16 protein-coding genes and 3 pseudogenes are annotated in these 19,461 nt (G+C 60.9%); 2 read left to right on the plus strand and 17 right to left on the minus strand.

All coding sequences use genetic code 11. The features are described from left to right. Nucleotides 1-157: 157 nt before the first annotated feature. The gene (locus tag XI09_RS45970; RefSeq protein WP_442869522.1) at nucleotides 158-397 is read left to right on the plus strand and encodes a response regulator transcription factor; all 240 of its coding nucleotides are present in this window, start codon (nucleotides 158-160) and stop codon (nucleotides 395-397) included. Here XI09_RS45970 and XI09_RS04195 read toward each other — a convergent pair. The 3 genes from XI09_RS04195 to XI09_RS04205 form a co-directional block, all read right to left on the minus strand. Further along, complete coding sequence (locus XI09_RS04195) at nucleotides 361-600, minus strand: hypothetical protein (RefSeq protein ID WP_271565759.1); 240 nt, start codon at nucleotides 598-600, stop codon at nucleotides 361-363. The genes XI09_RS45970 and XI09_RS04195 overlap by 37 nt on opposite strands. Nucleotides 601-1,183: 583 nt before the next feature. Further along, complete coding sequence (locus tag XI09_RS04200; RefSeq protein ID WP_271565760.1) at nucleotides 1,184-2,095, minus strand: nucleotidyl transferase AbiEii/AbiGii toxin family protein; 912 nt, start codon at nucleotides 2,093-2,095, stop codon at nucleotides 1,184-1,186. After that, nucleotides 2,082-2,936 carry a type IV toxin-antitoxin system AbiEi family antitoxin domain-containing protein gene (locus tag XI09_RS04205; RefSeq protein WP_271565761.1) on the minus strand — a complete coding sequence of 285 codons (855 nt, stop codon included), beginning with the start codon at nucleotides 2,934-2,936 and terminating at the stop codon, nucleotides 2,082-2,084. The genes XI09_RS04200 and XI09_RS04205 overlap by 14 nt, the downstream gene beginning before the upstream one ends. Nucleotides 2,937-3,334: 398 nt before the next feature. Here XI09_RS04205 and XI09_RS04210 point away from each other — a divergent pair, with 398 nt between their 5' ends. Beyond that, nucleotides 3,335-3,517 carry a hypothetical protein gene (locus XI09_RS04210; RefSeq protein ID WP_271565762.1) on the plus strand — a complete coding sequence of 61 codons (183 nt, stop codon included), beginning with the start codon at nucleotides 3,335-3,337 and terminating at the stop codon, nucleotides 3,515-3,517. 198 nt (nucleotides 3,518-3,715) lie between these two features. On the opposite strand, the gene XI09_RS04215 is transcribed toward XI09_RS04210, so the two are convergent. From XI09_RS04215 to XI09_RS45975, 14 genes and pseudogenes are all read right to left on the minus strand, one after another. Then, on the minus strand, nucleotides 3,716-3,916 hold the full coding sequence (locus XI09_RS04215; protein ID WP_271565763.1) for a hypothetical protein: 201 nt from the start codon (nucleotides 3,914-3,916) through the stop codon (nucleotides 3,716-3,718). A 292-nt stretch (nucleotides 3,917-4,208) separates the two neighbouring features. Continuing rightward, a complete protein-coding gene (locus XI09_RS04220) occupies nucleotides 4,209-5,405 on the minus strand; it encodes an acyl-CoA dehydrogenase family protein (RefSeq protein WP_271565764.1) in 1,197 nt (398 codons plus the stop codon). A 22-nt stretch (nucleotides 5,406-5,427) separates the two neighbouring features. Continuing rightward, the gene (locus tag XI09_RS04225; protein WP_271565765.1) at nucleotides 5,428-6,222 is read right to left on the minus strand and encodes an ABC transporter ATP-binding protein; all 795 of its coding nucleotides are present in this window, start codon (nucleotides 6,220-6,222) and stop codon (nucleotides 5,428-5,430) included. Nucleotides 6,223-6,308: 86 nt separating this feature from the next. Beyond that, nucleotides 6,309-7,622, minus strand: a pseudogene (locus XI09_RS04230) (ABC transporter substrate-binding protein); the annotation flags it as partial. Beyond that, the gene (locus XI09_RS04235) at nucleotides 7,561-8,691 is read right to left on the minus strand and encodes a branched-chain amino acid ABC transporter permease (RefSeq protein WP_271565766.1); all 1,131 of its coding nucleotides are present in this window, start codon (nucleotides 8,689-8,691) and stop codon (nucleotides 7,561-7,563) included. The pseudogene XI09_RS04230 and the gene XI09_RS04235, both read right to left, overlap by 62 nt. Nucleotides 8,692-8,694: 3 nt before the next feature. Next, nucleotides 8,695-9,585 carry a branched-chain amino acid ABC transporter permease gene (locus XI09_RS04240; RefSeq protein WP_271565767.1) on the minus strand — a complete coding sequence of 297 codons (891 nt, stop codon included), beginning with the start codon at nucleotides 9,583-9,585 and terminating at the stop codon, nucleotides 8,695-8,697. Beyond that, complete coding sequence (locus XI09_RS04245) at nucleotides 9,585-10,415, minus strand: ABC transporter ATP-binding protein (RefSeq protein ID WP_442869523.1); 831 nt, start codon at nucleotides 10,413-10,415, stop codon at nucleotides 9,585-9,587. Before XI09_RS04245 ends, XI09_RS04240 begins: the two co-directional genes overlap by 1 nt. 113 nt (nucleotides 10,416-10,528) lie before the next feature. Continuing rightward, complete coding sequence (gene sfnG / locus XI09_RS04250) at nucleotides 10,529-11,635, minus strand: dimethylsulfone monooxygenase SfnG (RefSeq protein WP_271565768.1); 1,107 nt, start codon at nucleotides 11,633-11,635, stop codon at nucleotides 10,529-10,531. A gap of 187 nt (nucleotides 11,636-11,822) precedes the next feature. Continuing rightward, nucleotides 11,823-12,095: a hypothetical protein gene (locus XI09_RS04255; RefSeq protein WP_271565769.1), complete on the minus strand. Its 273-nt coding sequence runs from the start codon at nucleotides 12,093-12,095 to the stop codon at nucleotides 11,823-11,825. Between the two features lie 319 nt (nucleotides 12,096-12,414). Continuing rightward, nucleotides 12,415-12,702, minus strand: a pseudogene (locus XI09_RS04260) (SMP-30/gluconolactonase/LRE family protein); the annotation flags it as partial. Then, nucleotides 12,699-13,529 carry a citryl-CoA lyase gene (locus XI09_RS04265; RefSeq protein WP_271565770.1) on the minus strand — a complete coding sequence of 277 codons (831 nt, stop codon included), beginning with the start codon at nucleotides 13,527-13,529 and terminating at the stop codon, nucleotides 12,699-12,701. The pseudogene XI09_RS04260 and the gene XI09_RS04265, both read right to left, overlap by 4 nt. A gap of 16 nt (nucleotides 13,530-13,545) precedes the next feature. Then, the gene (locus XI09_RS04270) at nucleotides 13,546-14,763 is read right to left on the minus strand and encodes a CaiB/BaiF CoA transferase family protein (RefSeq protein WP_271565771.1); all 1,218 of its coding nucleotides are present in this window, start codon (nucleotides 14,761-14,763) and stop codon (nucleotides 13,546-13,548) included. A gap of 397 nt (nucleotides 14,764-15,160) precedes the next feature. Beyond that, entirely contained in the window at nucleotides 15,161-19,228 is a 4,068-nt protein-coding gene (locus tag XI09_RS04275; RefSeq protein WP_442869526.1) for a non-ribosomal peptide synthetase, read from the minus strand. A 126-nt stretch (nucleotides 19,229-19,354) separates the two neighbouring features. Next, nucleotides 19,355-19,461, minus strand: a pseudogene (locus XI09_RS45975) (phosphopantetheine-binding protein); the annotation flags it as partial.

Raw genomic sequence — 19,461 nt, forward strand, 5'->3', positions numbered from 1 at the left:
AACTGCCGCATGGCGATCAGTCGGCGTCAGATGTATGGTTCCCGCCGCGCATTAAAGCTAGGGTGCGTGCCATGGCAGACGACCTTACCTATCGCATCTGGGTCATGGTAGGCGGCTTGATCCCCGTCCTGTTAGCCGCAATCGCAATCTTCGCCCGATGAAGGCGCCGATCCTGAGCCCCCGTGAGAAGCGCCTCCTGCGGCGTATAGCCCGCGGCTTCTCTGACCGATCTATTGCGGCTCAGATCGGCGGAAGAGCAGATCAAGTTGGCGAACAGCGAAAGCGACTGCTGCAAAAGCTGCAACTCAGTTCCCGGTCTGAGATTGCAGAAGCTGCCGCGCGGTGGGCATTTTGGCCATGTTACAAATTCACTACGGCCCCTACAGCGGTAAGCTGAAAGGCCCCCACCCAAATTGTTATCGCAATCACGCCCAGGGCGACAAACTCGCTGACGGTCACCCAACCAATGTCATCAGCAGCTATCCTGTAGAGCTCTTGAATCTGATCTGGCAGGTAGAGCAATAGTGAGATGGCTATCGACAGTACCGTGATCCACCGGAGGTTGCGCAACAGGGTAAAGAGCTGCTCGCGCACAGACATCGCGTTATTTCCCTCACAGTTTGCTGAGAACGTCACTGAGCTAGCGAAGTAGGCTCGGATTCCCGAACAAGGATCGAGCCCGCGGATATACAGATGACCTGCGACGAAATAATTATGGGCGCGCTCGCGGGTAGAGCGTTGAAATTTGATTACTTAACCTACAGTAGTAGTCGAGCTTTATCGATAAGTTCTCACGATTGGTCAAGAGTATTTCGATGCGGATAACGGCGACAGTGACGAACTCGTTGGCTGCAGCAGCGAGTTGCCGGTCCACGCGGCAAGCATACGCCTCTGTACGTTGCGTACAAATTTCTCGGGATCACTCGATAGATCGTCTTCACCCAACCTGCCGTCGGACAGATCCAGGCGCGGTCAACGTAAGCCCCGCGAACGCGGGATCCTTATTCCGCCGTTTCGAACCGATTTTGAGGTGACCGGAGTTTCACGATCGGCAAGCTAACGAACGTATTGCGGCTCTTAAACCCGTGATCTCCTTCATCGTCGAGGCCTATGGCCGTGACCCGGAGTTGCCCAAGATCGCTATTCATCTGTTCTCGAAACCGCCGCCGAGAAATTCGCAAGCCTATGCGAAGAGAACCTTCTCGAGGCTAGTGACGAGTTCGGCGCGTTTTTCCTTCGACAGCTTGTCGAGATTCTGCTGACGCCACTTGACGGCCGGCAAATCGGCTGCGGCGGGTATGCCGAGGAGACCCCAATCGGGCGCGCCGCGCTCGAACGATACAAGAAACTTCCGGTGTGCGTCCGGCATCTTGCCAACAATTTCTTCAACGAGCGTCTTGCGCGCGGCAATAAGGTCATCCTTCGAAACGGGCTTGTCCGTCATATCCTCGAAGCCATGGAGGAATTCATCGCTGATATCTTTTTGAGGCGAGGCAAGCACCTCGAACATCGGCCGGTCGTGGCTTAGGAGATAGACGATGAAAGCTTTGCGGATTTCATCCGTGATGCCTTCATTGGCGAGCAAATCTCGCACATCGAACAGATCGCGTGGATGCTGGCGGTCCAAAGCCGCAACGATCTTGCCACCATAGAGATCGGCGAAAGACACGGTACGAGCCTCCGCGAATCCGAACTCTTTTTCAACGGCAGGCCGCACCGAAGTCACGACCGGCTCGAAGACGCAGCCACGTAGCACCGGTGTGACTTCAATCTTGATCTGGACATTCTGCGCGCGAACCACCAGTTTGACGATCGCGCCCTCCTTACGGGTCTCATGGACCTGCGCACCGGGGATCTTGTCTTTTACTTTGGCTGCGATGCGCTGCATGGCCGCATCGATGTCGGCGAGGGATTCGGGTCTCGGCGCTACAGGAACATAAGTCAGATCGATATCGACGGACAGACGCGGCATATCGCGGACGAACAGATTGATTGCAGTGCCCCCTTTCAGGGCGAAACACTTCTCTTCGGTGACGAACGGGAGAACGCGCAGCAACAGCGCGACCTGCTTTTTGTAGATGTCATCGAACGCCATTGAGATCTTCCGGTACCGTTATCTGATAGGTCGGGTCGAGAACGCCACCTTTGATGAGCATGCGCTTGCCGTGGCCCAGATCGACAGCCTCCTTGTTGAGCCGCTTGAGCCAGGCATGGTTGTGGCGATCGGCAAAATAGAAGAAGAGACGTTTGACCTTCACGCTCGCACAATCGTTCAGGAGCTTCTGCAAGCGGTCCGGCCGAAGGTTCGCAAGACCACCGAGCAGGGCGTCGACCTGTTCGAAACTTTCGTTGTTGGGCAATTCGTCAAGCAGTTCGAAGACGGCGCGCTCGGGCGTGGACAAGGTCAGAGGCCAGTCCCATTGCCCCCAGTTCAGTTGAGCTACGTCGCCTCCCCGAAAGGCCGTGATGTCTGTCATCTTGCCGGTTTCGACATTCCAGCGGACGCTGCTTATGCTCTTCGCGACGGGGTCGTTTTTGAAGAGCCGTCTATCATTGTGGTAGATGAATTTGACGGATAGCGGCAACTTACTGAGCCAGGATGGTGGCGGCTTGGGTCCGTAAAGATGGACGCGGGTCGTCGATTGCGGGAGATAGTGGGCATACCCTTGCAATTCGAGCGCCGTCCGTCCGCCCACGACGAGTGGGGAATAATTCAGAATGCCTTGGAGGGATATGACGACTTGTTGCCAGCTTAGTTTGTAACGCGGCCGCCGGAAGACCCCTCGGGCTGGCTGTTCAAGCCAACCACGTTGCACATACAGATGCTGGAGTTGGGTGGAGTAGCCGTGCCGCTTGAGCCAGGCAGAATCGACCACTAGCCCCTCAGGTAGGAGCTTGTCGAGCTGGTTTAAGAGTTGTCCCCTTTGTCTATCCATAGTTGATATATCGACATATCTTCAAACCATTTGCAAGTTTGAAAAACTCCCATAAAATCAAGCAATACTAGATTAAAATAGCATTTCTTAAACCAGGTCCCCTTCCCCGCGCCATCCTCCGCAAGTTCCAGTCGCATGAACTGTGATTTCGCGAATTTGTCCCACAGCGAGTTTGAGGATTTGCGCCGCGACCTCATAGGCCGCGAAATCGGAAAGCACTTCGAGGCTTTTCCGGAGGGGCCGGATAACGGGATCGACGGTCGACACGCCCTAGCCGACGGCACGATCACCCTGCAGGCCAAGCATTATCACCGTCCCGGGTTCGCGGCCCTGAAATGCAAAATGGCGAGCGATGGCAGTCGATCGATCGGCTGCAGGGATAGCTTCGACGGGCACGAATGCACGTACGGCGTGAGACCAGTAACTACTTGGAGGCGGGCGGCGAGCAAAGGGCGGTTGAGAAGGCCGGCGACAATGGGCTTGCCGAGGGGGCCCGGATCAGCTTCGAGCTCAAGACAGGCCCCTCGGGCAAGGTGTCCGCTGAAGCGCTGCAAATGGATGATTCCGCACGCGCCGCCTGAGGTACGGGGAAGACAATCTCGCTGCACTGTGAGTTTCGGCGGAGTGAATGTGTACCGAAAGATTAGGGAATCCACGCCCAGGCTTGCAATCTACTTAGCGAGCAACCGCAGTTGAAACATCTGAATCAACGTTGACTGTTGCGGTGAATTCAGCGCCTGAGCCTGCGCCTCGCTGAAGGAAGCGCACCTGCGAGCTTTCTAGCGCCACATCGTCGGCGCGCTATTCAACGCCGTCAGGCCAACTTGCTTGAGAACGTTGACGGACGTCTCTCCTCGGGTCGCGGCTTCCAGGATTTTGGAGGCGACGTGTGTTCTGGCGCCGGTCTCATGAAGCGAAAGATCCTTGCAAACTTCATCCAGAACCGCGCGCAGAAGGGTGGTGGTTTCGGAGTCGAACATGCGAGGTCTCCTCCAATCCGACAATGACCTTAGCGGAACTCGCGTGTGGCGAGATACAACTACGTTAATAGAATTGCCATCGTGCAGAGGATTTAGCGGCTCACCTTCCTTGTTACGCGATCATAAGGCGGGCGGGCTTCGCGCCATCGAACTTGTAGCTGAGGCGACTGGGGCGCCTGCGCTACAGGACCGCATCATCCAGAACGGTTCGAAGTCGGATTCGGAAAGCGGCGCGTGACGCTGAGCCCAGCGTTCGCGGGGCCCAGCGCCCAATAGCGCGGCGCATTTCGGCCTATTCTCCGCCCTCGTAGAACAGCTCGAGCGGCAGGCCGACCAGCGCCTTACCGATCCAGTCCCGAGCAATCACGTTTGATGGTCCCATGGCGATGGCTGCCCGCGCGTCACGGAAGGCGCGCTCGATCGGGCCGCGGTGGTAACCGTAACCTCCCGTGACCGTGAGTGCTGCTGCTGCGACCTTATTCGCAACCTCGGCTGCATGGACCTTGAACTCGGTCAGAGGGATTAGGATCTCGCTCTGCGGCTTACCGGCCCGCCAGAGCTCATCCAGCCTTGCCGCGAGCTCCAGGCGCCACGGCCGCAAGGTCTCGACCAACACCTTGGCCGCACCGAGCTCCTGCCGGATCGCTTGATAGTCGGACAGACTCTTGTTTCGGTCCTTGTGAACGAAACTCGTGGCGTGCTTGACGGCTGCGTTCAACGCGCCGCGGGCCACGCCTTCCCAAACCGCACCGAGGCCGATCAGATAGACCGGGGATACGCCATCATATATGATCTCCTTCCCCTGCCCCTCAGTGCCGAGCCGGTCACGCTGCGGCACCCGTACGTTGCTGTAGCGGATCGGGCCCGAGTGATTGCCGCGAACACCGAGCGCATCCCAAGGCTTGGAGTCGATGCCCTCAGACTTGCCGTCGACAATGAAGAAGACGATGTCGGTCTGGTCCTTGGCGCTTGGCGAGCGCGTCTGCACGACATAGAAGTCGGCCTGGCCGGAGCTCGTCGTGAACGACTTTTCGGCGTTGAGAAGATAATTGTCGCCGTCGCGCGATGCCTCGGAGAGATTATACCACCAGTGTCCACCAGTGGCACGTTCGCTGGTCGAGTATGTACCAAGCAAAGCGCCATTGTTGGCCTTGAGCCAACGCTCCTTCTGGTCATCGTTACCAAACAGATTGATCGTCTGAGCCGCGCCGACATGCATGACGTAGACGAGGCCGGTCGACGCATCGGACTGTCCGATGCGGTAAGCGGCTTCGGCAAAATCGACATGCCCAAGACCAAGGCCACCGAAGCGTGTTTCGTTCAGCACGCCGGTCCAGCCGGCTTCCGCCAATGCCCTCAGATTCTCTCTTGGAAAACGGCTTTCGAGATCATTGCGATCGGCATTGACCTTTACGGTGGCGTCGATCGCGGCATCCAGCCGGGAATAGATGTCAGAATCGATCTTGCGCGCCAGATTGTCGTTAGCCATTGGTCATTCTCCCCTGTGTTCGTCAAAGTGTGGCAGCGGCATGGATAAGCGGTTTATCGGCGACGTCGGTTTGCGGTGAACCGCCGAGGTAAAGGGCCCTGATGTCGTCGCGGCTGCGCAATTCGACTGACGCACCGGACAGCACGCTGCGGCCGCTCTCAAGCACGACGGCATGGTCGGCAAAGCGCAGCGCAACCGTCGAATTCTGTTCCGCGACCAGGATTGAGAGCCCCTGCTCGCTATTAAGCTGCTTCAGCGCTCGGAAAATGCCTTCGACGACGAGCGGCGCGAGCCCCATCGACGGCTCGTCGAGCACCAGGAGTCGTGGCCGCGACATCAATGCGCGACCGATCGCCGTCATTTGCTGCTCGCCGCCCGATGTGAGCCCCGAGGTCGACTTGCGATGATCCTTCAGTCGTGGGAAGAGCTCATAGATTTCGTCAAGATCGGCACGGATCACGCGAGACCTTGCGTCTCGGCCAATAGCACCGGTGATAAGGTTCTCTTCCACGGTCAGCGAGGGGAAGCAATGCCGGCCTTCGAGCACGGGAACGATCCCGGCCCGGACCAGCTTCGCGGGCGATGTGGATACGATGTCGCGGCCGTCGAAAAGAATGCGCCCGGCGGCCACTTGGCCACGCCGAGCCGGCAGCAGCGCCGAGATCGCCTGGAGCGTCGTCGACTTGCCGGCTCCGTTGGCGCCGAGCACGGCGACGATTTCGCCACGTCGAACCGCAAACGATACGTCGTTTACGGCGCGAATGGCGTGGTTGTAGGTTGCCGCCAACGCTTCGACCGAAAGCAGAACGTCACTCATGCCCGGATTCACCCCGTCTGAAAACTGCGGGAGCCGAGGCTCCCGCAGTAACCTAAGCGTTGCCTTGCGCTATGGCTCACCGGTTCATCGCCGGAGCTACGAATCTTGATGTTGTGCTCCTTCGCATAGGCGGCGGACGACTTCTCGATGATGGGCCGCAGGGAGGCCCAATCCGGCGCAATCCAGTCCGAGACCACCTTCCATTTGCTGCCATCCCACTGCTGGAAAGTGACGCGGCCATCCCCTTCGTGATTGTCCCAGGTGACGTTGATCGAATGGAACAGGCCCTTGGCGCCCAGCGCCTCCACCCGCGCCGGATCGAGCGCTAGGTGCTCAAAGCCCCAGCGGACCTCGTCACCGGTCAAGGTACGCTTGCCGAACTTTGCCTGCGCAATCCGGACAGCTTCCACATTGAGGATACCGTTCACGATTCCGAGGTTGTGATAGACGCTGCCGATGCGCTTCTTGTCGTCGAGATTGCCTTTGTTCGCGCCATAGACGGTCTTGATCACCTCCTGGAGCACCGGATATTCGGCGCCGGAGGTCTGGGTCGTGATCGCGATATACCCCTTGGCGGCGTCACCGGCGGGAATGACATCCTCCTCGGAGTTGGACCAAACGTTGCCGATGATGTGGTCGGCGGGGAAACCGACCTTCTGCGCGGTCTTGAGCGCCACCGGATTCATCACGCCCCAGCCGCGCAACACCACGTAGTCCGGCTTTGCCCGGCGGATCGAGAGCCATTGCGACTGCTGTTCATTGCCCGGGTGCGGGACCTCGATCTGTTCCACCTCAAAGCCGTATTTGTCTGCCAGGAGCTTGTAGATCGGGATCGTCTCCTTGCCGTACGGCGAGCCATGATAGAGCACGACGATCTTTTTGCTCTTGGGCTTTTCCGCGCCTCCTTCCCTGGAGGCAATGTAGTTCACGATGCCGGACGTCTCGCTGTAGGGATTGAGCAGCAGCGGAAAGACGTAAGGGAACACGCGGCCATCGGTCGAATCAGTACGACCATGGTTGACGGTGATCAGTGGCACCCTGTCCTTGGTGATGCGGTCGATCATGGCGTAAGCGATGCCAACCGAAAGCGGATTCCACGCCGCAATCCCGGGACCGCTCTTCAGCCGCTCATAGACTTCGACGCCGCGTTCCACCTCGTACTGCGTCTCACCTTCATCCCAGGTGAGCTTGACGCCATTGACGCCGCCATCGCGGATGTTGATGAGGTTGAGATAGTCGATGAAGCCGCCAAAGAACCCGGTACCGCCGGCGGCGTAGGGACCAACGCGATAGCTCTGCAGCGGGAAGAACTGTTCGTCGGCGTGCACCGCCAACGTACTAGCGAGGCCTACGGCGAGCGCCGCTCCCATAGTCACTTTCAAACGTCTGAACATGTTCATTACAAGCTCCTTTGGGGTAAGCAACTCTCAAGTCGGGATCGCGGGGCGCCTGGCGGTCCGGATGGCGGGCGCGGTCCCACAGCGCGATCAGCCCGCGCGGCTCTGCGATCAGAAAAGCAATGATGAGCGCTCCGATCACGATGCGCTGACTCATCTCGAGAACACCCGAATCGAACACGTTGCCGAGCAACGCGGCGCCGATCCGCGACAGCAGGAGCGGGAACACGACGATGAAGGCGGCGCCGATGAAGGAGCCGCGCAGCGAGGCAAGGCCCCCAATGATGATGATGAACAGGATCTGGAAAGATCGATCCAGATTGAATCCGGCCGGCTCGACCGTGCGCAAATATGCGAATGCCCAGAGCACGCCGGCAACACCGATGATGAAGGACGAAAGGGCAAAGGCGAGCAGCTTGGTGCGCAAGAGCGGTACGCCGATCACCTTGGCCGCGATCTCATGGTCGCGCACCGCGATGAAGTTGCGGCCGGATTGAGAACGCAACAATCGCAGCGTCAGCAGGGTCAAAACGACCACGATCGTCAGCGAGAAAACGTAACGTTCCGCGGGGCTCGTGAACGTAATGCTGCCGATACTGAGAATCGGCGCGTCGATTACCCCTGATGGATTGTCGTTGGAGAACCAGCTGAACTTGGTCAGCGCCCACTGTACGAAGAACTGCGCGGCGAGCGTCGATACCGCGAGATAGAACCCGCGCAGCCGCAGGCTCGGTAGCCCAAATATGATGCCGATGACCGCTGCGACACCCCCGGCCAGCACCAGGTCGATGAGCAGCGGCAATGTGGGGATGCGAAGATGAAGATTATAGGCGGCGTAGGCGCCGACAGCGAGGAAGGCGGCCGAGCCGAGCGAGACCTGACCGGCATAACCGGTCAGGACGTTGAGCCCCACGGCCGCAAGTGACAGCGCCAGGAACGGCGTGAGCACGGCGTCGAGCAGATAGTCCGTCCCCGCGAGAGGAACGATGCCGTAGGCGGCCACAATCACCAGGCCGATCCACAGCACCTCACCGGAGACCCAGCGCGATTTAGCAGGAGTGAGGGCCAGCATGACTTACACCCTCTCCACCAGCTTCTTCCCGAACAGGCCCGATGGCCGGATCAGCAGGAGCGCCAGCGCCGCGACATAGGCGGCCCAGGCCTCAATGCCGCCGCCAAAGAACGGTCCTACATAGACCTCAGCCAGCTTTTCGATTGCGCCCACCAAAAGACCACCGACAATCGCACCGGCGACCGAGTCGAACCCGCCGAGGACCAAGACTGGAAGCGCCTTCAGGACGACGAGCGACAACGAGAACTGCACGCCGAGCCGCGCGCCCCACAGCAGCCCACCGACCAGGGCGACGATCCCCGCCACGGTCCAAACGGCAGCCCAGACCCGTGGCAATCGCAGGCCGACCGCAAGCGCTGCAAATTGATCGTCGGCAACGGCGCGAAACGCCAGCCCAGTGCGGGTATAGCGAAAGAAGAGTGCAAACAGCGCGACCAGGCTGCCCGCGACCGCCGCCGCAAACAGGTCGAAGCGACTGATCAGCACGCCGGCCACCTCGAACGGGGTGTCGCTGATGCCGATGTCGAGGCCATGAACCTGCGTGCCCCACAGAAGCTGGGCTGCGCCTTCGATGACGTACGAAAGCCCGAGGGTCGCCATGAACAGGGTGATCGGCGGTTGGTTGACCAGCGGCCGCAGCACCGCGCGCTCGGTGGCGATGCCCAATACGACCATGATGACCAGCGTCGCTGCCAGTGCGGCAACGAATGGCGCGCCGCGCTCGACGAGGCTGACGAAGGTCAGGGCCGCGAACAACAGCATCGCGCCTTGTGCGAAGTTAAGTACGCCGGAGGTCTTGTAGATCAGCACGAACCCGATCGCGACAAGGGAGTACATCACTCCCGAAAGCAGGCCACCGATCAGCACCTCAATCAGAAACTGGTAATCGAACATCAGATCGCAAGCTCCGTATCGTCCTCATGTGCGACGCCGAGATAAGCGTCGATCACCGCAGGATCGGCGCGGATTCGGTCGGGCGTGCCGTCGGCGATTTTTCGTCCGTAATCGAGCACGGCCACGCGATCGGACAGGCCCATAACCACGCCGATGTCATGCTCGATCAGGACGATTGCTGCGCCGAAACTATCGCGGGCGCTGCGCACATGCTGCGACAGCTCCCGCTTCTCGGTAAGAGTCACGCCTGCGAACGGCTCGTCCAGCAGCAGGAGCCTCGGCTGAGCAACCAGCGCCCGCGCCAGCTCGACGCGCTTCTGCGCTCCGTAAGGGAGCGTTCCAGCAAGGCGGTCACGAACCTCAGCAAGATGCAGGAAGCCGATTACTTCTTCGGCGACCGCGCTATTCTCCGCCTCGATCCGTCGCGCCAGTGGCGAGCCGACGATCTGCCGCAAAAAACCCGTACGGACGCGATGCGCTAGCCCCATCAGCACATTGTCGAAGACGGAAAGTCCCCTGAAGAGCGCCAGATTCTGGAACGTCCGCGCCACGCCAAGCGCTGCAAGCTTCGACGTCGGCACATCACGAAAGGAGTGCTCGCCAAACCACACCTTCCCGCGGTCGGGCCGGTAAAGCCCAGTGACGATGTTGAGGAGCGAGCTCTTGCCGGCGCCGTTCGGTCCGATCACTGCCAGGATCTCGCCCTGGGCGACTTCCAGATCGACCTCGCGTAGCGCTGCGACGCCGCCGAATGTCAGCGAAATGTTCGCAAGTCCGAGCGCCGGCCCCGCGATCGCTCTGACGGCACGCTCGTTATTGAGCTCTGTCACGTCATCGCGCTCTCGGGACCCTGCACGGATCTGTTCGTCTGCAGGAACCTCCTCCAGACGAAGCACGCCCGCTCCTGTCGCAATCCCCGCCACTTCGCTGTCTCTCCTCAGGCCTATTCGGCGGCCTGAACGCGCACGGGCGTCCTCGCCTCGAGCTCGCGGACCCGCGGGATCACATGCTTGCCGAAATATTCGACCTCCTCCTGGAAGTGCAGGAAGCCGAGCAGGATCAGGTCGGCACCGGCACGCTTGAGCTCAATGATGCGCTCGGCGACTTGTTGCGGCGTGCCGATCAGATTGGAACGAAAGCCATCGTTGTACTGAACGAGATCCTGGAAGGTGGATTTGGCCCAATTGCCCTCGCGCTCGGGGCTGGCATTGCCGGCATTCTGGACCTCATGGTGGAAGCCGCCCACCGCCTCCGGGATCGCCTTATCAAGGATCTCCTGGAGGAGATCCTTGGCCTCCTTTTCTGTCTGCCGAACGATGCCGAATGCGTTGATGCCGATCTTGGTTCGCCAGCTCTTGCCGAACGTCTTTTCCTTGCTCCTGATGTCGTCGACTTGCGTCTTCAGGCCGTCAGGCGTGTTACCGTTCGTAAAATACCAATCGGACACGCGGGCGGCCATGTCGCGGGCCGCACGCGAGGAGCCGCCCTGGAAAATCTCAGGCAGCGGATCGAGCGGCTTCGGCTTGAGCGAATAGTCGTTGAACCGATAGAAGTCGCCCTTGAGCGTGAAACTCTCCTGCGTCCAGATCCCGCGCAACGCGTTGATGAACTCCTCCGAGCGGCGATAACGCTCGTCGTGATCGAGCCAGGGCTCGCCGATCGCATGGAATTCGCCGCGGAACCAGCCCGAGACAACATTGACCGCAACGCGCGCATTGGTGAGCTGGCTGATGGTTGCAATCTGCTTTGCGGCCAATGCTGGATTCCATGGGCCGGGAAGGAGAGCAGCGATCACTTTGAGCTTTTCGGTCGCGGCGAGCAGCGCGTGTGAAAAGCTGACCGATTCGTGCTGCTTGTCAGCGCCGTAGCCCGCTGTGAAGCGGATCTGGCTCAGCGCGTAGTCGAAGCCGGCCTTCTCGGCCATCTGGGCGAGCTTGCGATTGTAGTCGATGTCCCAGCTGGTACGTTGCTCGATCGAGGAGATGACGAGGCCGCCGGACACGTTCGGCACCCAGTAAGCAAATTTGATCGGATTGTTGTTCGCAGACATCTTGCTTGTCCCTTGAAAATTGCACGGCAGCGAAATAGCCGGCGGCTTGAGTCCGGCAGCACCATGCGACCACGCCGATCGAGACGAGCGAGTGCGGACGCTGCTGCTCGATCGGCCTTTTAGGTTGGTGATTTCGAGGAGCTAGAGCGATCTCAGTTCAGATCGCGCTTGCGCATTGAGACGCCACTCAGGAACGACACGAACACAACTTATCGACGAGCTCGCGCATGATCGAATGCATGACCTTGTCAAAGATGTTGTTGCGCATCATCAGCGCTCCTGACTGGCACCATTGCCTGATGACCAATCCTCTCAAAGATTGTTCGACCATGCGAGTCCAAGACGCACCATTTTTCGTCGCGCGGAGATAATCAGCTTCCTTTTTTTTCGCCGCGCACGCATCGTTTGTTGCTGTGCAGGCGTGGCTAATCATCGCATCGCCGCAAAGAAGCCCTTTCAATGGTCGCGGCCGTTTCGGGCGCTACCAGTATGGTACCTTGCACTTGATTCTGCGACTTCGGCGATTTGTTGGAATAGTTTTATTACATTCGCCGGCATCTGAGACCACTGCACTCCCCGCAAATAGCTGGAGAGCTTGAATTCGCAATTTGGATGAACGGACCACTGTTCTACAGTCGAACATGCAGACACCTTAGCACCCAGGGGAATACTGACGAGCGGCCCACGCACGATCGCACCCACAATGTCCTGCCTCTCAAGGAAGATCCGCTACCCGTCGCGACAACGACCTTTCCAGGAAGATGAAATCGCGCGCCTGCACGACCATCGGAGCGGATCTTCAGGCCGTTGGGCCAGCCGTCATATTCGGCGACCAAGGACCAGGCTCCATCCGGTGCAATCCGGAAAATGCTGCCGAACGGAATATCGACGACATAAAGATTGCCGGCGGCATCGAATGCCGGCCCCTCGATGAAGCAATCCACCGGCTTGCCGCCGCGGTTGGCATCGGCCCAGTCCGAGCGAACGCCTGGACGTCGAAACTCCGCCGGCATCGCCGAGAAGACGCGGGTCTCGACGCGCTGTGGCGGTGTGTCGAGATACATCATGGCGTATCGCTCAACGCGCGGCGCGGCTGGCCTTCATACTTGTAGGCAAACTGCTTGGGCATCGGCCCCTTGTTGCGGTCCTTGCGTCCGGTCTGCTCCCAGGCGTGCGCCAGGATGCCGACCGCGCGCGACAGGCAGAACACACCCCGCGCGAGCGGCGGCGCAAAGCCGAGCTCGCCATAGATGACGGCGGTGGCTCCATCGATGTTCATCGGGATCAGCTTGCCCTTGCGTTGCCGCATCACGCGTTCGATGGCGCGGCCTGCGGCGGCATAGCGCCCAGCGACACAGCCTTCAGCCGTAACCGCATCCACCAGCGCCAGCAGCGGCGCGGCACGCGGATCGACCGGATGAAAGCGGTGGCCGAAGCCCGGCAGATACTTGCCGCGGGTCGCGGTGAAATGATCGATGGCCGCACCTGCCGCGGCGTCGATCTCCTGGGTTTCGGTCCGCCGCAACAGGTCGTCATAAAGCTCGACGGCCTGCTCGCCCGCGCCGCCATGGACGTCGTCAAGCGTGTTGATGGCGGAGGCCATCGCGCCGTTCAGCGGCAGGCCGCAGCTCACCGCCATCTGGGCGATCGCGATCGACGGCGCATGCGGGCCGTGATCGACGGACGCAACCAGCGCGGCCTGGAGCAGCCGCTCCTGCGCCACTGAGGGCAGTTCTCCGCGCAGCATCAGCCAGATCATCGCCGGAAACGAGATCCGGCCGATCAGATCCTGGATCGGATAACCCCGATAGGCGATGCGCCCGGGAGCGACGTCACAGATCGACGTCCGCCACCACTGCGCGGCTGCGTCTCGCAATGCGGTTTCATCGCTCATGGTGCCCTCCAGTGGTTCACCCTACCGTTTTGCCTGCAACCGCTCCGCTGGCCACGAGTTCAGCGATGGCCTCTGCGGAATAGCCGAGCCGCTGCAGCCATCGCTCCGTGTCTGCTCCGAGTGTGGGAGGTGGTGACGGCACCGGAAACTCCTCATTTAGCCGGAAGCCCGGCCGCGTGATCCGTAGTGGCTGCGCGCCGGCCTGTTCCGGGGGCAACGTCTCGACGAAGCGGCGGTCGAGCAGCTGCGGCTGCCGCAATATCTGAGCGACCGTCAGCACGCAGCCCGCGGGAACACCGGCCGCATTCATTTGCAGCTCCCATTCTTCAGCGGGCTTGCGGCTGAGCGCCTCGTTCAATTCCGCATTCAGCGCCGCACGGTTTACCTTACGCATCTCGCGCTTTGCGAAGCGTGGATCCGTCTTCAGCTCGGGTCGGCCGATCAGGTCGCATAGGGCTTGGTACTGTTTCTGCTCGTTGGCGGAGATGTTCAACGGGCCTGTTTCCGTGTTGAACGTGCCCGAGGGAGCCGCGGTGAAGTTCTCGTTGCCCATCGGCTGCGGCTCGACGCCGGCGTTCAGGTAGTTGGAGACCACCCATCCCATCGCTGCAACGGTGGCTTCGAGCAGAGACACGTCGATGAAGCGACCACGGCCGGTCCGCCGCTGTTCGACCAGAGCCGCGCTAATGGCAAAGGCGGCCGTGAGCCCCGCAATCGTGTCCGAGATCGGAAAGCCGGTGCGCAGCGGCGCCGAGGCTGTATCACCGGTGACGCTCATGGCGCCAGAGAGGCCCTGGACGATCTGATCATAGGCCGGACGGGCCGACCACGGCCCGCTGTGTCCGAAACCGGAGATGGCGCAATAGACGAGAAGCGGGTTGTGCTTGCAGAGCACGTCAAAGCCGAGACCAAGCCGTTCCATCACCTTCGGCCGGAAGTTTTCGAGCACCACGTCGGCTTCAGTGGCGAGCCGCAAGAACACCTCGCGGCCTGATTCCGACTTCAAGTCCAGCGCCACCGATTGCTTGCCAGCATTCACGGCGACAAAGGAGAGGCCCTGCAAGCGCTCCGCCCTTTGCGGATCGGAGCCGAGGCGCCGCGCCAGGTCGCCGCCGTTCGGATTTTCGATCTTGATCACCTCGGCACCGAGACGCGAGAGATGATAGCCGCAGAACGGACCAGCCAGCACGTTGGAGAGGTCGAGGACGCGGATGCCAGTGAGCGGCAGAGACATTCCAATCCCCCTTACTTCAGCTGCTGTGCGGCGTGCTCGGCGAAGCGGTTGGTGAAGGTCTTGGCGAGATCGATCCTGGCGGCCGCAATCTTGGGGTCGTAGTCGCTGAGGACCGCGAGCGGCACCTTGGCGGCCAGCGCCGCTACGCTGTCCGCGATTTAGCGAAACTGCTGTCCCGTTTTTGCGAAATACGCACCATCCCATACCTCCGTCCAAGCCGGAGGCTTCTTTCGCACAGCTATACCGATCCCGAAGCAAGGGGTCCGGCTAAGCGCCTACCCTTGACATGGCATTCCCATCGTTCATTCAAAGTTCCTTCATTCTAGGAGAAGCCGTTAATGCTGAGAGTGCGACAGAATCTGTACGTTATCCGGCGCCCAAGAAAATTCGGAGAAATTCATGCTTTGGGTCTATTAAGAGTCCCGATCAAGGCCGTTGAAATGGCCCGACCCAGAACTTGGCGGTTTTCCGGGACATTCATCATAGTCACATGGTCGCCTGGAATTGGCACGGCATGAATGGCCTCCGCACTTAAAATCCGGTCCCAACCCCGCAAAGGCGAACTTGCTTCTGGACCTAGCGAAGTTTTTCGAGAACGTATCCGTCGGCTAAGAGGCCGGTTCGCGTAGAATTGGTGTATCTCAACCGGAAGGGACGGAACTTGATACAAGGCCAGCGCCCGTTGGAACTGCGTGGCCCTTTCATACGTCAGAATGTCATTGCGGAGATCACGATCCAGAGGGATCGCCCCAATTCTCTGAGCCTTTTCAAGCAGTCGGGAAATTGAATTTTGTCCAGCGAAGCGGTCGAGGATTTCGAACCTCTCGTCATCTAATTCGAGAGATTCCAGCAGTACTTCTTGTATCATTTGGGTGGGTGATGTCCTTGACGCATTTGCAAATAAAACAACGTCAATTAGGCCGATGAAGGAAACAGCTTCGTTGAGCTTTAGTAGCTGCTGCGCAATTGCATAAGCCAAGATTCCTCCTGATGAGTATCCAGAGAACCGATATGGACCTCGCGGCTGGATCTCGCGAATCGCCATGCTAGCTTGCGAGGCGATCTCTTGAAGAGTTGGAAATTGAGCTGCACTGAATTGCGGCCACGGCAAACCGTAGACAGGACAGTCGACATCCATTTCTTGCGCCAAACTGGGGATATAGGAGCAATCGCCCAAACCTGTGGGAACAAAGAACAGCGGTGGCCGCGATCCGGCTTCTCGAGCACAAATCGCTCCCGAATAGCTGGGCTGTGGCGCCACATGAACTTTCGATGCAAGTTCCTTTAGAACGGGGGCTTGGAAGAGGTCGGCGGCGCTGAAGTTGAGCCCGAGATCGACTGCGCGACTGAGCAGCTGCACCGCTAAGAGCGAGTGGCCGCCCAGTTCGAAGAAGTGGTCGTGGCGCCCGACCCGCGCGAGCCCCAGAAGCTCGGCCCAAAGCTCGGCCAGCGCCGTCTCGATCTCGCCCCGCGGCGGCTCGTACGTCCGACGCGCATACGCAGCATCTTCCGGCGCCGGCAGCGCCTTGCGATCCAGCTTGCCGTTCGGCGTCACGGGCAGCACCGCGAGCCGCACGAACGCCGCCGGCACCATGTAATCCGGCAGCCGCGCACTTAGGTGCGCGCGCAAGGTGCCGGCAAGGTCAGCGCCATCCAGCTCATCCGATTGAGCTTCGGGCGCACACACCACATAGCCAACGAGGTGCTTGTCGCCGCGGCCATCCTGTCGCGCCACCACCACCGCCTCGCGCACCCAGGCGTGCCCGCAAAGCCGCGCGGCGATCTCGCCCGGCTCGATGCGGAAGCCGCGGATCTTCACCTGGTCGTCGTTGCGGCCCAGGAACTCCAGATTGCCGTCCGGCAGATAACGCCCCAGGTCGCCGGTCCGGTACAGCCGATCGCCGTCCACAAAGGGACTGGCGATGAACCGCTCGGCTGTCAGCGTGGGGCGGTTCAGGTAGCCCCGCGCCACCCCCGCCCCGCCAATGTAAAGCTCGCCCACCGCCCCGAACGGCACGGGCGCGCCATGACCGTCCAGCAGGTACACCCGCGTGTTGGCAATCGGACGGCCGATCGGGACCACTGACCCATTAAAATCAGCCGGGCAATTCCAGACCGTCGCGCAGACAGTTGCTTCGGTCGGGCCATAAGCGTTGACAATTGCTGCCGAGGCCAGACTTCGGATGAGTTCAGCTTTCGGCAGTTCTCCAGCAAGAATGAGAACTTGCGAAGCCAAACATTCCAGCGTCTTGCTTGCCTGAAGCAAGACTGGGGGTAACGTCGCATGGGTGATGTCTTCGCTTCGGAGATAATCCGATAGCTTGTTACTCGCTTGACGGATCTCGTCCGCAGGCAAGTGCAATGCGGCTCCAGAGCCAAACGCCATAAGAAGCTCCCAAGCGCTTGCATCAAACCCAACGGAGGCGAACTGCACCACTCGGCTTTTGGAAGAAGCGCCAAAAAGACCGACCTGAGCCAACACCAGATTGACCAATCCCCGATGCTCGACCATGACGCCCTTTGGGGTGCCGGTCGAGCCTGAGGTATAGATGACATAGGCGAGATGACGTGAGGTGAGGCCCAGCGCGCGCGGGTTCGGGTCCGAAGCCGGCCGTTCGGCCCAGGCCGGGGTGGCCATATCCAGATCGACCACGCCGACATCGGCCAGCGCTTCGGCGCCCAGCGCGGCGCGGCCGGATGCATCGCAAAGCAGCAGCCGCGGCGCCGCATCCTCGAGCACCTGCCGCAGCCGCGCGCTGGGATAGGCCGGGTCCAGCGGCAGATAGGCCCCTCCCGCCTTGAGGATCGCCAAGACTCCCACCACCATCGCCGGGCTGCGCTCCAGGCATATCGCCACCGGCTGGTCCGGCTTGACCCCGAAGGCGATCAGATGATGCGCTAGGCGGTTGGCCCGCGCATTGAGCTCGCCATAGCTCAGGCGCTCGTCCTCGCAGACTACCGCCACCGCATCCGGCGCCTTTTGCACCTGTTGCTCGAACAGTTCGTGGATGCACCGCTGCGACGGATAGGCCGCCGCCGTCCGGTTCAGCTCCTCCAGCAGATAGCTGCGTTCGTCGGCCGGCAAGATGTCCAGCTCCCACACCGGTCTGTCGGGAGCCTGCTCCAATGCATCTGCCAGCTGCTCGAGCGCCCGCTGCATGTAGCCGCAGACCCGATCCGCAGAGATTGGCTCCGCCACCTGCGCCGTCAGGCCGAGCGCCTCGCCAAAATCCTCAACCGATAGCGTCAACGGATAATTGGTGCGCTCTTCCCCGCTCAGCCGTTCGATGCCGGCCAGGACATCATCCGTTCCAGAACCGGACTTGGCCGCCGGCGTGTTGTGGCGGTAGTTCAGCAGCGCGCTGAACAGCGGCGCCGGCGCCGCAACGCCGCTGCAGCGTTGCGCCAGCGCGAGCGAGGCATGCTCGTGCGCCAGCAGCTCAGAAAGCCGCGCATGCGTGGCCTGCACGCTCGCCTCGACTCCGGCTCCGTCAAGGTCGAGCCGCACAGGCAGGGTGTTGATGAACAGGCCCATCGCACGGTCGGCGCCCGCCCCCGCATGCATGCGGCCAAACAGCACCGTGCCGAACACCACCTGCTCTCGGCCGCTGCTCAGCGCCACCACTTGCCCCCAGGCCAGATGGCACAGGCTCGCAAGGCTCACCCTGAGCCGCCGCGCCTGAGCGCGCAGCCGATCGTTGAGCGCCCGCGGAAGCATCCGATGCACCTCGCCGATCCCGCTGCCGTCGCCATGCACCTCGCGAAGCCCGAACGGCAGCGTTGGCTCGTCAATGTCGCCCAGCATCTCCTGGAAGAACGCTTCATGCGCCTTGGCATCCATGCCAAGCCGCGCCTGCGCCACCAGATTGCGGAACGGCTGCGGTACGGCCAGTTCATAGGCCCGCCCTGCCAGCACGGCCCGCACCTCGGCATGCATCACTTCCAGCGTCGTGTGATCCCCTATCAGATGATGCAGCAACTCCAGCAGCAGCCAGCGCCCGCTGCCCGGCTCGCGCGCGATCACGAAGCGCATCAAGGGCGCCCGACCAAGATCGATGCGGTACTGACGCGGATCGAACCGCCGCTTCAGCTGCTCGTGACCGGAACCGCCATTCTCGTCCAGCTCGACCTCGAGCACATCCAAGGCCGCCTTGCGCCACACCACCTGCGCGGGGCTCGACAGACCCTCCCAGAGAAAGGCCGTGCGCAGAATGTCGTGGCGATCCACCACCTCTTGAACCGCACCAAGATAGCCATCCAGCAGCTCACGCTTGGCAAACGCCATTTGACTGACCAGCAGATAGGGATCGCCCCGGCTGGCCAGAAGATGATGGAACAGAATGCCGTCCTGCAGCGGCGACAGGCCATAGATGTCCTGGATGTTGGCGACCCCGCCCGGCACCGTGGTGACGATCCGGTCGATCTCTTCCTGCGTCAGCTCGATGAGCGGTAGCATCCGCGGCATGATCGCCGTGCTGTGCTCGTCGATCAGGTTGGCGGGCACCGCCACCTCGCGCTGGCTGCCAAGGCTTGCGGCCAGATCGCAAAGCACCGGCCTGGCGAACAGGGTGCGCACCTCCACCCCGAGCGACAGCCGCCGCAGCCGCTCTATCAGCTGCACGGCCAGCAGTGAGTGGCCGCCCAGTTCGAAAAAGTGGTCGTGACGTCCGACCCGCTCCAGTCCCAGAAGCTCGGCCC

Source organism: Bradyrhizobium sp. CCBAU 11386, assembly GCF_028128955.1.
Classification (GTDB): Bacteria; Pseudomonadota; Alphaproteobacteria; order Rhizobiales; family Xanthobacteraceae; genus Bradyrhizobium.